Genomic DNA, 13,380 nt, shown 5'->3' on the forward strand with positions numbered 1-13,380 from the left:
AGAACTTTAAGAATAGAATAAAGAATAAAGAGAATAGACTTGAACTGCTGGAGAAATTCAGCAGTTTTTTTTATGCTCTAACCTAAGATTAAGATGAAGTTTGTGGTTTCTCCCTCCGGTCGAAATGACAAAAAATGCATATAACATAAAAAAATAAAAATCCGTGTAAATCTTTGTTTTCGCTTTAGCGAATCCTCGTCATCTGCGTTCTATTTTCACCACAATCCGTATTTAAAAACAAATAAAATTTGAAGTTTAATTTTTTGGCTCAAAAATTGGTTATCAGAAAAAAGTATACTTTTAACCAACCAAAAACAATAAAACCAAAATGCTAAAAAATACCTTTAAATTTTTAAGCTGGACACTTTTCGGAATCTTCAGTTTTCTCCTTTTATATGTACTATCCGTTTTTCTGATTTCTAAAATCACTGTTAATTCAAATATCGATTTGATTAAACAGCAAAAAACAATTCCAATTTACATTCTTTCCAATGGCGTTCATACAGATATTGTTGTTCCTGTAGTAAATGATATAAAAGACTGGCGAAAAGAAATTCAGTTTAGCCAGACACAATCCAAAGATTCTTTAATGAATTTTATAGCTTTTGGATGGGGCGATAAAGGTTTTTATCTCGACACGCCCGAATGGTCAGACTTAAAAGCCAGCACAGCCTTAAAAGCTACATTTGGTGTAAGTTCATCAGCGATGCACACTACATTTTTCAAACAATTAAAAGAAGGTGAAGATTGTAAACGAATTTTAATTTCTAAAGAAAACTATCAAAAACTGGTTTCTTATATTTCAGACAGTTTTAGTAACCCAACAAATCCCCAGTGGATTGAAGGACACAGCTACGGAAGAAAAGATGCTTTTTATGAAGCAAAAGGAAGTTACAGTCTGTTTTACACTTGTAACACCTGGGCGAATAATGCTTTGAAAGCCGCTAATCAAAAAGCCAGTTTATGGACGGTTTATGATAAAGGGATTTTTTGTCATTATAAATAAGATCTCTTATGAAAAAGATATTTTTAATCCTGATTATAATAGTTGTATCAACGTCATGTAGAAAAGCTGATGCAGCAGCCGAACCTTATGGAAGTTTATCATTTTACTTTGAGAATCCCCAACCAATAAATAATTCTGAATTAAATAGTTTCCCTTCTAAATTTAAAGGATTATATATGAGCCCGGATTCTACTTTTTTAAGAATTGAATCAGATAGAATTTTAAGGGAATACTTTTTTAAATTTAAGGTTGATAGAAAAGAAATGGATTCATTAAAATCTGAATATGATCTTGTTGATGGAAAATTAATAACCAAGGACACTAAAAATAAGTTTGATATAAAGATAGTTGGTGATTCTATAGAAGTGTCTCAGAAAATTACGGATACACTATATAGATTATCATACAATCAGAAAGTAAAACGTATTGAAGGTTATTTAGTTTTAAGTACGAGAGATTCTATTTTTTGGGAAATAGAAATGATATCATTAGAAAAAAATGTTCTTAAATTTAAGAGTATTTATCTACCAGAAGACTTGCAAAAATTAGATTCAGTTACAGCTATAAAAGGAAAAATGTTAGATTCACTTTCTTATCTAATACAACCAACGCGAAAAGAATTCAAAAATATTTTAAAAACTAAAAAAATTGGTAATGATCGCGAGTATACAAAAGTTTCAAAATAAGTGGTATTAATTTCAAGAATAAACATGGTAAAAATGTAAAATTTGCTCAGAAAGCGACAATTCAAAATTTTAACTTATTGCTTAAATTTGAGAGAATATCCAAAAATCGAAGTATCGTGAAAATTAAAAGTATATTCTCCAAAACGTGGTTTCTTCTCAAGAATACCTTTCTAGAATTTAATGATGACAACGCTATTAAACTTAGTGCAGCATTATCGTATTATACCATTTTTGCATTGCCGCCATTATTGATTATTATTATAACAATTTGCGGTTTTTTCTTTGGTGAAGAAGCAGTAACGGGACAATTATACGGGCAGATTAACGAGATGGTTGGAAATGAAGCAGCAATTCAGATTCAGGAAGCTATAAAAAACGTACAACTTTCCGGAAGTAATGTTTTTGCAACCGTTTTTGGTATTGTAATGTTACTAATAGGTGCTTCGGGGGTTTTTGCAGAAATACAAAGTTCTATTAATTTTATTTGGGGTTTACGAGCAAAACCAGATAAAGGCCTTAAAAAATTCATACAAAACAGATTAATGTCATTTTCAATGATTGCGTCCGTTGGGTTTTTAATGCTTGTCAGTCTTTTGGTAAATACAACTCTTGATTTGGTAAGTACCCGATTAAAAATATACTTCCCGGAAAGCACTGTTTATTTGTTTTACGTTGTAAATATTTTTATTGTTTTGGCTAGTATTACGCTTCTTTTTACCATTATTTTCAGAACATTGCCAGACGGAAAAATAAGATGGAAAGATGCAATTATCGGTTCATCCGTTACAGCTGTTCTTTTTATGATTGGTAAATTTGCTATCGGATTTTATTTAGGAAGCTCTACAGTGGCATCAGTTTATGGTGCGGCGGGTTCTGTAATTATTATTTTGGTTTGGGTGTATTATTCAGCAATAATTCTGTATTTTGGGGCAGAATTTACCAAAGTCTACGCTAAGTCATACGGAGGAAAAATTTATCCAAATGAATATTCAGTAGAAATACAGAAAGAGATTTTTGAAATAGAAAAATAATATTACCATAGATTTCATTGATTGTAAAGATTTCTTATGATATTTTTAATCTTTAAGATTTAATCTGTGGCAAGAACTTTGCTGTCAGAATATAACATAAATACCACAATATGAAAATTATAGCCTTTGGAGGAAGTAATAGCCAACAATCAATCAATAAAAAACTGGCAACTTATGCTGCAGGTTTAATTGAAAATGGAGAAGTTGAAGTTTTAGATTTAAATGACTTCGCAATGCCATTATTCAGCGTCGATTTAGAGAAAGAAATCGGTCAGCATGAAAAAGCAAAAGCGTTTTTAGCCAAACTGGCAAGCGCAGATATTTTAGTCGTTTCTTTGGCTGAAAATAATAACAACTACTCAACAGCTTTTAAAAACATATTCGATTGGTCTTCCCGAATTACCAAAGAAGTTTTTCAGCAAAAACCAATGTTACTAATGGCAACTTCGCCAGGTACAAGAGGCGGAGCTTCTGTTTTAGAAATTGCGCGTAATGCTTTGCCAAGATATGGAGCCGAAATAAAAGCTACATTTTCGTTACCGGCCTTCAATGCTAATTTCGATTTAGAAAAAAATCAAATTTCTAACGCCGAATTAGACAAAGAATTAAAAGATATTATAAAAGATTGTTTCTAATTTATGACACCAAAAAAGATTGTTTTTTTATTCCTTATAAATGTTATTTTCCTGTATTCTTCATTTGCACAAAAATATAATGCAGTTGATAACATCGTTTTAAAATACCCAAAAAGTTTTAGTACAACCGAAAAATTGGCAGAGAGAATCGAAAAGGATTTTACCTCTGATTACGACAAGGCGCGAGCAATTTATAGCTGGATTGCCTATAACGTAAGGTATGATTATGCTGCTTTTTTAAATCCTCCAAAAGCGCAGGGCTTTAGCTATCGTTCAGAAGCCGAAAAACAAAGAAAGATTCAGGCATTGAATGATCAAATGGTTGAAAAAGCATTTAAGTCTAAAAAAGCGGTTTGTGAAGGTTTTACGGTTTTGTATCAACGTCTGGCTTCATTGGTTGGAATTAAGTGTGAAATTGTTCGCGGAGATTCTAAGACCCGATTAGTTGATATTGGCCGAAAAAATACGACTTCAAATCATGCATGGAATATGGTTTTGATTGATAAAAAATGGAGATTAATAGACGTTACCTGGGGGCAAGGCTATTATGACAGCAGTAAAGGAAGAATGGTAAATGACTTTTCGGCTGTTTATTTTGATACAGATCCGGATTACTTTTTTTCCAAACATTTTCCTGATTCAGAATCTTATTTGGGAGATAAATTAAGCAAAGAAGATTTCCTGAACGGACCTTTAATTTATAATAAAACCATCGAGAAAGATTATAAAATCAAATCGCCGGATTCTGGTATAATTGAAGTAAGAAATGGCGATAAAATCACTTTTGAAATCAAAAATATTTCAAAATCAGATCAGTTTTATTATTTAAATAAAAGAAATCAACCCGTTAAAATCACTAACGGAAGAGAAAGAAAAGGCGGTTTAGAGTTTCAGATAACTTTTGACAATACAATAGGAGAGTATATTACTTTTTTTGTAGACACAAATAGTATTGCAGCATTTAAAGTGGTTTCTAAGTAAGGATTTTTAAGCAAAGTTGATTTATATCATTTTCTTCTTTTACCGAATTGGCGTATCTTAGCAGTTACGGATTTGAAAAAAAATATAGCACTTGCCTTATGGAAACAACTTTTTTGAAATCGATTTTAGATAATGATTTCTACAAATTTACGATGCAGCATGCCGTAATCAGACTTTTTCCAAAGGCTAAAGTACGTTATGGATTTATCAATCGTGGTAAACATGTTTTTCCGCAAGGTTTTGCAGATTTACTTCGAAAATCGGTTGACGCACTGGCAGATTTGCGATTAATAAAAGATGAAAAACATTATTTATCGCATTATTGTCCGTATCTCGATCCTACTTATTTAGATTTTTTACAGGGCTATAGTTTTGATCCTTCAGAAGTTAAAATTACTCAGGAAGGTTCAGAAGTTAAAGTCGTTGTAGAAGGTTTTTGGTATCGAACCATTTTGTGGGAAGTACCTTTAATGGCATTGATTTCCGAACTTTTTTATAAATCAAATCACTTAATTCGACTGAATGATGATGCTATAAAAACGCTCACTAAAAATAAGATTGACAACTATAATAAATTAGGAGTTTCTGTTTTAGAATTTGGTACAAGACGACGTCATTCGTACGATGTACATGTTTTGGTCAATGAAACACTGCGAACTTTTGGCTCAGAAAGTTTCATTGGTACAAGCAATGTTCATTTTGCCATGCTCAACAACAGACGCCCTTTAGGAACTCACGCACACGAATGGTTTATGTTTCATGCCGCACAATATGGTTTTAAAATGGCAAATTCGATAAGTCTCGAACATTGGACGCAAGTTTATGGCGGTGACCTCGGAATCGCTTTAACAGATACCTACACAACAGATATATTTTTCAATCAATTTGATAAAAAATACTCTAAACTTTTTGATGGTGTAAGGCACGATAGTGGCGATCCTGTTGAGTTTGCTCAAAAAGTCATCTCTCATTATACAAAAATGGGAATAGACCCAAAATCCAAAGCTATTGTTTTTTCGGATTCGCTTAATTTTGATAAAGTAAAAACGATTGCTGATTTTTGCAGAGACAAAATTAAAATGTCATTTGGCATTGGTACTAATTTTACAAACGACGTTGGTTTACCGCCAATGAATATGGTCATAAAATTAACCGAAACTAAAGCTGACAACTTACACTGGCAAGGCGTCGTAAAACTTTCTGACGAAAAAAACAAAAATACGGGAACTCCCGAAATGATTGCTTTGGCAAAAGAAGTTCTGGGAATAAGATAGTATTTTTGTATTTTAGAACTGATATTTTATACTTTTAAAGTCTGTATTATTTTAAAATCAATTTAAATAGAATTCAAAGCTGTTATTAATCATAACAAAAAAGAAATACGCTTTTATTTTTTAGCTAGAAATGGTACATTAGCCGAAAATCCAATTCATTTATGCTAGAGCAAAATCAATATAACGAAGATAATATCCGATCACTCGACTGGAAGGAGCATATTCGTATGCGTCCGGGAATGTATATCGGAAAATTGGGAGATGGATCTTCGCCGGATGATGGTATTTATATTCTATTAAAAGAGGTTTTAGATAACTGTATCGATGAGTTCGTCATGGGCTCCGGAAAAACGATTGAAGTTACCATCAAAGATAAAACGGTTTCGGTTCGTGATTACGGACGTGGAATTCCGTTAGGAAAAGTAGTAGATGTAGTTTCGAAAATGAACACAGGAGGAAAGTACGATTCTAAAGCTTTCCAGAAATCTGTAGGTCTAAATGGTGTCGGAACAAAGGCAGTAAATGCACTTTCGAATTATTTTAGAGTAGAATCTGTTCGTGATGACAAACAAAAAGCAGCAGAATTTTCAGGAGGAAACCTGGTTTTAGAAGAAGATGTAATTGAGACAACCAAACGTAAAGGAACAAAAGTAACTTTTACGCCAGATGAAACGATCTTCAAAAACTACAAATTCCGTATGGAATATGTGATTAAAATGGTCAAAAACTATTGTTACCTAAACAATGGTTTGACGATTATTTTTAATGGCGAAAAATACATTTCTGAGAATGGTCTTAGAGATTTATTAGAAGAAACGATTAATGAAGATGATTTAGAATATCCAATCATTCACTTGAAAGATCATGATATCGAAATCGCTTTAACACACAGTAAAACACAATACAGCGAAGAGTATCACTCTTTTGTAAACGGACAAAATACAACGCAAGGAGGAACGCACTTAGCGGCTTACAGAGAAGCAATTGTAAAAACCATTCGTGAGTTTTACAACAAAAATTTTGAAGCTTCAGACGTTCGTAAATCGATTGTAAGTGCGATTAGTATTAAAGTTATGGAACCTGTTTTTGAGTCTCAGACCAAAACAAAATTAGGTTCTACAGATATGGGTTCTGATGATGGAACGCCGGCTGTTTCCGTTCGTACTTTTGTAAATGACTTTGTTAAGAACAAACTTGACAATTATTTACATAAAAATCCGCCAACAGCAGAAGCTTTATTGCGTAAAATTTTGCAAGCCGAACGCGAAAGAAAAGAGTTATCAGGAATTAGAAAACTAGCAACAGATCGTGCGAAGAAAGCCAATCTTCATAATAAAAAATTAAGAGATTGCAGAGCGCATCTTCCGGATACAAAAAACCCTAGAAACTTAGAAAGTACGCTTTTTATTACCGAGGGAGATTCGGCTTCCGGATCAATCACCAAGTCGCGTGATGTAAATACACAAGCCGTTTTCAGTTTGCGTGGTAAACCGTTGAATTCCTACGGAATGACGAAGAAAATCGTGTATGAAAATGAAGAATTCAATTTATTGCAAGCTGCTTTGGATATCGAAGACGGACTTGAAAAATTGCGTTATAACAATATCGTAATCGCAACCGATGCCGATGTCGATGGAATGCACATTCGTTTGTTGTTGATTACTTTCTTTTTGCAATTTTTTCCTGAATTAATCAAAGAAGGGCATTTGTATATTTTGCAAACACCGCTTTTCAGGGTTCGAAATAAAAAAGAAACCATCTATTGTTATTCTGAAGAAGAAAGAAAAGATGCCATCGAAAAACTAAAACCAAAACCGGAAATTACCCGATTTAAAGGTTTGGGAGAGATTTCGCCAGATGAGTTTAAGAATTTTATTGGAGAAACGATCCGACTTGACCCAATTATGATGGATAAAAATACTTCGATAGAGCAATTATTGTCATTCTATATGGGGAAAAATACCCCGGACAGACAAGAATTTATTATCAAGAATTTGAAGGTAGAGTTGGATACAATTGAAGATGTTGCTATTTAAAAAATAAAAAAACATAATATTGCCAAACGATCTTCAAAATAAAGTTATATTTCATCAAGTTGCCGAGTTACTTCAAAATGCCCGACAACAGGTTTTGCGTACGGTAAATTCAACAATGACAATTACCTATTTCGAAATAGGAAGAATTATTGTTGAAGAGGAGCAAAATGGAAAGGATCGTGCTGAATATGGGAAAAAATTATTAAAAGGGCTTTCTCAGCAATTGACGAAAGAGTTTGGAAAAGGGTTTTCTATCAGGAATTTAGAGCAAATAAGACAATTCTATATTATTTATTCAAAATCCGAATCATTGACTCGGATTTTAGGGATTAAAAATACCCAGTCACTGACTGGGGAATTCAAATCTCAAAAAGCGCAGTCAGTGACTGCGGAATTTGATTATCAAACATTGTCTTCTTTTTTTAAATTGAGTTTTACGCACTACATTTTTTTAATGCGGATTGAGGATGAAAAAGAAAGGCGTTTTTATAAGATAGAATCTGAAAAACACAATTGGAGTGTAAGGGAATTAAAACGTCAGTATGATTCGGCACTTTATACCAGATTATCTTTGAGTCGGGACAAAGATGGAATTTTAAAACTTTCTGAAAAAGGGCAGATTATTGAAAAACCAAAAGACATTATTAAAGATCCTTATATCTTAGAGTTTTTAGGATTGCCTGAATTGCCTCAATATTCGGAATCACAGCTTGAAGAAGAAATAATAAATAAGTTAGAACACTTTTTATTAGAATTAGGTCATGGTTTTACTTTTGTTGGAAGACAACAAAGAATTACTTTTGATGATAAGCATTTTAGAATCGATTTAGTTTTTTATAATAGAATTTTGAGATGTTTTGTGCTTATTGATTTGAAAATAGGAGAATTAAAACATCAGGATTTAGGGCAGATGCAAATGTATGTGAACTATTATGACAGAGAAATGCGATTGGAAGATGAAAATAAAACTATCGGGATTGTACTTTGTCAAAATAAAAGTGAAGCAGTAGTAAAATATACTTTACCAGAAAACAATGAGCAGATTTTTGCAAGCAAATATAAAACAGTATTACCAAGTGAGTCAGATTTAAAACGACTTTTGGAGAATAAATAATATCAAAATTTATAATTTCGAATATAAATAAATGAAAGACGAAGAAGACGATAACATAATTCCAAACGACGACGAAAATAATTCAGATGAAAACCAGCTTGACGAAAATCAGGATGGAGACGACGAAATTATTGACGTAGACGCTAAACATTTTGAAGGACAGCATTTTTACGAGAATCAGGAAGAAGAAGGAGAAGACGTTATTACGAAAGTAACGGGAATGTACAAAGACTGGTTTTTGGATTATGCTTCTTATGTAATTCTTGAACGTGCAGTTCCGGCGATTGAAGATGGTTTTAAGCCGGTTCAGCGTCGTATTATGCACTCTTTAAAAGAGTTGGATGATGGTCGTTATAATAAAGTTGCCAATGTTGTAGGACACACTATGCAGTATCACCCTCACGGAGATGCAAGTATTGGTGATGCAATGGTGCAAATTGGCCAGAAAGATTTATTGATTGACTGTCAGGGAAACTGGGGAAATATCTTAACGGGGGACGGAGCGGCGGCTTCTCGTTACATCGAGGCACGTTTATCAAAGTTTGCTTTGGAGGTTTTATATTCGCCAAAAATTACCGATTGGGGAGTTTCATACGATGGTCGTCGTGCAGAACCAAACAATCTTCCGGTAAAGTTTCCGTTGCTTTTGGCACAAGGGGCAGAGGGAATTGCGGTTGGTCTTTCGACTAAAGTTTTGCCTCACAACTTCAATGAATTAATTGATGCTTCGATCAAAATTTTAAAAGGAAAAGCCTTTACATTATATCCTGATTTCATGACACAAGGTATTGCCGATGTGTCAAATTACAATGATGGACTTCGTGGCGGGCGTGTTCGTGTTCGTGCCAAAATTTCACAATTAGACAAGAACACTTTGGTGATTACGCAAATTCCGTTTTCGACCAATACAACTACTTTGATTGACAGTATTTTGAAAGCCAATGATAAAGGTAAAATCAAAATCAAGAAAATTGAAGACAATACAGCGGCTGATGTTGAGATTTTAATTCACTTGTTTCCAGGCGTTTCCCCAGATAAAACTATTGATGCTTTATTTGCTTTTACAGCTTGCGAAACTTCTGTAGCGCCTTTGGGTTGTGTTATTGAAGATAACAAACCTTTGTTTATTGGAGTTTCTGAAATGTTGAAAATTTCAACGCACAGAACAGTAGATTTACTCCGTCAGGAATTAGAAATTCAGTTAGAAGAATTAAAAAACAAATGGCATTTCTCAACCTTAGAGAAAATCTTCATTCGTGAAGAAATGTACATTGATTTCAAATTGTATTCTGATAGGGAATCACTTTATAAATATTTATACGATCGTTTTGAGCCTTTCAAAAAATCATTCGTCAGAGAAATTAATGACGATGATTTACAGCGATTGACTCAGATTCCGATGATTCGTATTACCCGTTTTGACTCTGATAAAGCCGATGATTTTATCGCTAAATTAGAGGATGAAATGAAAGAGGTAGAGCATAATTTAGAAAACCTGACAGATTTTGCAATTGCCTATTTTACGAAATTAAAAGAGAAATACGGAAAAGGCCGCGAACGCCAGACAGAACTTCGTGTTTTTGATAATGTTGAGGCTACAAAAGTAGTTTTAAGAAACACAAAATTGTACGTAAATCGCGAAGAAGGTTTTGTTGGAACAAGCTTAAAAAAAGACGAATATCTTACCGATTGTTCTGATATTGATGATGTTATTGTATTTCTTCGTGACGGAAAAATGTTGGTAACAAAAGTTGATGCCAAAACATTTGTAGGTAAAGATATTATTCACGTTGCTATTTTTGATAAGAGTGATAAACGTACGATTTACAACATGATTTATCGTGACGGAAAATCAGGACCTTCATACATTAAACGTTTTAATGTGTCGGGCGTAACACGTGATAAGCCATATGATTTGACCAATGAAACAGCTGGTTCTCAGGTGGTTTATTTCTCACATAATCCGAATGGAGAAGCTGAGGTAATAACAATTTTATTACGTCAGGTTGGAACTATCAAAAAATTGAAATTCGATATTGATTTTGCTAAATTAGCCATTAAAGGACGTGCATCAAAAGGAAATTTGGTAACCAAATATCCTATCAAGAAAATTGAATTAAAAGAAAAAGGAATTTCGACTTTATTGCCAAGAAAAGTTTGGTTTGATGATACCGTAAAACGTCTAAATGTTGATGCAAGAGGAGAATTATTAGGTGAATTTAAGCCTAGCGATAAAATCTTGATTATTAATCAATCAGGAAAACTGAAAGTTATCATTCCGGAGTTATCGACGCATTTTGATGAAGACATGATTGTGTTGGAAAAATGGAATCCTAAGAAACCAATTTCTGCTATTTATTATGACGGCGAAAAAGAGCGTTACTATTTGAAACGTTTTTTGGTCGAAAACGAAGGAAAAGAAGAAAGTTTCATTACAGAACATCCAAATTCACAATTAGAAATCGTTTCGACAGATTATCGTCCGATGGCGCAATTGGTTTTTGCTAAAGTAAAAGGAGTTCAAAAAGAAGATTTACATATTGATGTTGAGGAATTTATAGCTGTAAAAGGTTTTAAAGCTTTAGGGAATCAGTTAACAACTGAAAAACTAAAACAAGTTAATTTATTAGATCCGTTACCTTACGAAGAGCCTGTTGAAGAACTTCCGGAAACGCCAGAGATTTCAGAGGATGATTCGGTTGAAACAGAATTAGACGACGACGGCCAGATTGGTTTAGTTTTAGAATAAATTTAAAAAAGCGCTAAGATTTTCTTAGCGCTTTTTTTACAATATATTTTTACTTATATCTTTTATCAGTCAAAGTTTTCATAAAGGCAACAAGAGCTTTTTCTTCCTTTTTTTTCAACTTTAATTCTTCAAAAGGAAGTGTTTGATTTTCTACTTCATATCCCAGACCTTTTCCACCGCCTTTATTGTAAAAATCAACAACTTCTTCCAGAGTTTTAAAAACTCCATTATGCATGTATGGAGCTGTAATTGCGATATTTCTAACTGTCGGAGTTTTGAATGCTCCAATGAGCTGTGGCATTTTATTATACAAATAACGACCAGAATCCGGACTCAGTTTTTTTCCATTGGCTTCAGCAGGAGTTCCAATAACTTCATGTTCTGTTTTTGAGTAGCCTGGCGGAACAGTTCCATTAAACAAAGGTGTAAAATGGCAAGTGGCACATTTCGCTTTTCCCATAAAAAGGTTCATTCCTTCAATTTCTTCATTATTCAATGCGTTTTTTTCTCCTCTCATATAAAGATCAAATCTGGAATCAAAAGCATTTAAAGATCTCACATAACTGGCAATCGCATTTTGAATTTGCCATGCCTCAGGCTTTGTAGTTTTTGGAAATGCCTTTTTGAAGAGTTTTATATAATCCTGATCTAATAAAATTTTGGCATGAATATTTTCCATAGAACCATGCATTTCATCCTTATTTTGAATAACATCAACACTTTGCTTTTCTAAATCCAACTGACGCATATCCCAAAATTGAGCATTTTGTAATGAGGCATACGTGAGTGTAGGAGTGTTTCTTGCCAAATTGATTCCTGTTAATGAAAGATTTGTTTTTAAGCCATCTGTAAAAGCTTTTTCAGGATGATGACAAGAGGCACAACTTCTGTCATTATTTTTAGAAAGGCTCTTGTCATAAAATAATTTTTCTCCTAAAATTGCTTTGTCAGCCGTAAAATTATAATCTTTTGAAAGAACAAATCCGTTTACATCAAAAGCATTTTTATCAAATAAAGTGGCAATAGTAGGTTTTAAAGGACTATTCTTGTTTACAATATTAATATGCTCTTCCTTTTGAAAAATTTTAATTTTCTTTGAAATTGGATTTAAATACTCAGTGATAAAAAAAGCCCTATTGAAAGCGTCGAAGTTATTATTGGCAACACAATACTTTTGTGCTTCAATAGCCAACTTTTGTAAATCTGCCAGTGTTTTACTTTTCGAATTTATTTTTTCAAATATAAGGGGAATCCCTATTAAGCTTTGACTGGTTTCAGGAATTGAAGATTGTAAAATAGGACTGTCAAAACCGGTGATTCCTAAAGCAATGATTCTGTAAACGTTTTGCTGTACTGCATCTAAAACATAATCGTTACTGATGGTTATAACTTCAAAAGTGCTTTGTACCTGTTTAATATTCGATTTAAAAATATTAAGTTCTCTGACGAGGTTTTCTCTATTTTCAATTTCATATTCAGGATAGATCAATTCTTCTATTACCTGAAAACCGTGGGGTTCAAACGACTTGTTTTCTTCAAGTTCCATTTCGTCCAATGCTGGTCCATTCATAAACCTGGCTGTTTCAGGAATAAAATATTCAATCGCCCATTCTGTTTTTTTATAGGCAAGACGAGACTTTTTAAACTGTTCCAGAATTTCTTTTTGTGATTTATTGTGATCTACAAGACTTAGAAATTTTTCAATTTCGGTGTTTAGTTTGCTTAAATCAACTAATAAATCCTGTTTAATAGTGGTTTGTGAAACCTTATTTTCTTTGCATGAAAAAAACAAACAAAGTGATAAAAAGAGAAGAATAAAATATTTCAATTTCATAATATTACTATAAAAGAAAACAACCCTTATTTTT

At 33.0% G+C, this 13,380-nt stretch carries 10 protein-coding genes; 9 read left to right on the plus strand and 1 reads right to left on the minus strand.

The window, feature by feature from the left end; translation table 11 throughout:
• Positions 1 to 328: 328 nt before the first annotated feature.
• The 9 genes from SD960_RS13720 to SD960_RS13760 all read left to right on the plus strand — a co-directional run bounded on the left by SD960_RS13720 (position 329) and on the right by SD960_RS13760 (position 11,512).
• Entirely contained in the window at positions 329 to 1,006 is a 678-nt protein-coding gene (locus SD960_RS13720; protein ID WP_318803950.1) for a TIGR02117 family protein, read from the plus strand.
• A gap of 8 nt (positions 1,007 to 1,014) precedes the next feature.
• Positions 1,015 to 1,692: a hypothetical protein gene (locus tag SD960_RS13725; protein ID WP_318803951.1), complete on the plus strand. Its 678-nt coding sequence runs from the start codon at positions 1,015 to 1,017 to the stop codon at positions 1,690 to 1,692.
• Between the two features lie 116 nt (positions 1,693 to 1,808).
• On the plus strand, positions 1,809 to 2,723 hold the full coding sequence (locus tag SD960_RS13730; protein ID WP_318803954.1) for a YihY/virulence factor BrkB family protein: 915 nt from the start codon (positions 1,809 to 1,811) through the stop codon (positions 2,721 to 2,723).
• Positions 2,724 to 2,833: 110 nt separating this feature from the next.
• The gene (locus tag SD960_RS13735) at positions 2,834 to 3,358 is read left to right on the plus strand and encodes an NAD(P)H-dependent oxidoreductase (RefSeq protein ID WP_318803956.1); all 525 of its coding nucleotides are present in this window, start codon (positions 2,834 to 2,836) and stop codon (positions 3,356 to 3,358) included.
• A gap of 3 nt (positions 3,359 to 3,361) precedes the next feature.
• Positions 3,362 to 4,339, plus strand: coding sequence for a transglutaminase domain-containing protein (locus tag SD960_RS13740; RefSeq protein WP_318803957.1), 978 nt, complete (start codon positions 3,362 to 3,364; stop codon positions 4,337 to 4,339).
• A gap of 98 nt (positions 4,340 to 4,437) precedes the next feature.
• A complete protein-coding gene (pncB, locus tag SD960_RS13745) occupies positions 4,438 to 5,613 on the plus strand; it encodes a nicotinate phosphoribosyltransferase (RefSeq protein ID WP_318803959.1) in 1,176 nt (391 codons plus the stop codon).
• Positions 5,614 to 5,774: 161 nt separating this feature from the next.
• Positions 5,775 to 7,649, plus strand: a complete 1,875-nt coding sequence (locus tag SD960_RS13750) for a DNA topoisomerase IV subunit B (RefSeq protein WP_318803961.1) — start codon at positions 5,775 to 5,777, stop codon at positions 7,647 to 7,649.
• 19 nt (positions 7,650 to 7,668) lie between these two features.
• Positions 7,669 to 8,763 (plus strand): PDDEXK nuclease domain-containing protein, encoded by a 1,095-nt coding sequence (locus SD960_RS13755; RefSeq protein WP_318803964.1) that lies wholly within the window; start codon positions 7,669 to 7,671, stop codon positions 8,761 to 8,763.
• Between the two features lie 31 nt (positions 8,764 to 8,794).
• On the plus strand, positions 8,795 to 11,512 hold the full coding sequence (locus tag SD960_RS13760) for a DNA gyrase/topoisomerase IV subunit A (RefSeq protein ID WP_318803966.1): 2,718 nt from the start codon (positions 8,795 to 8,797) through the stop codon (positions 11,510 to 11,512).
• A 49-nt stretch (positions 11,513 to 11,561) separates the two neighbouring features.
• On the opposite strand, the gene SD960_RS13765 is transcribed toward SD960_RS13760, so the two are convergent.
• Positions 11,562 to 13,346 (minus strand): cytochrome-c peroxidase, encoded by a 1,785-nt coding sequence (locus SD960_RS13765; RefSeq protein ID WP_318803967.1) that lies wholly within the window; start codon positions 13,344 to 13,346, stop codon positions 11,562 to 11,564.
• Between the last annotated feature and the right edge of the window lie 34 nt (positions 13,347 to 13,380).

It is taken from the genome of Flavobacterium sp. MMLR14_040, from assembly GCF_033657265.1.
GTDB lineage: Bacteria > Bacteroidota > Bacteroidia > Flavobacteriales > Flavobacteriaceae > Flavobacterium.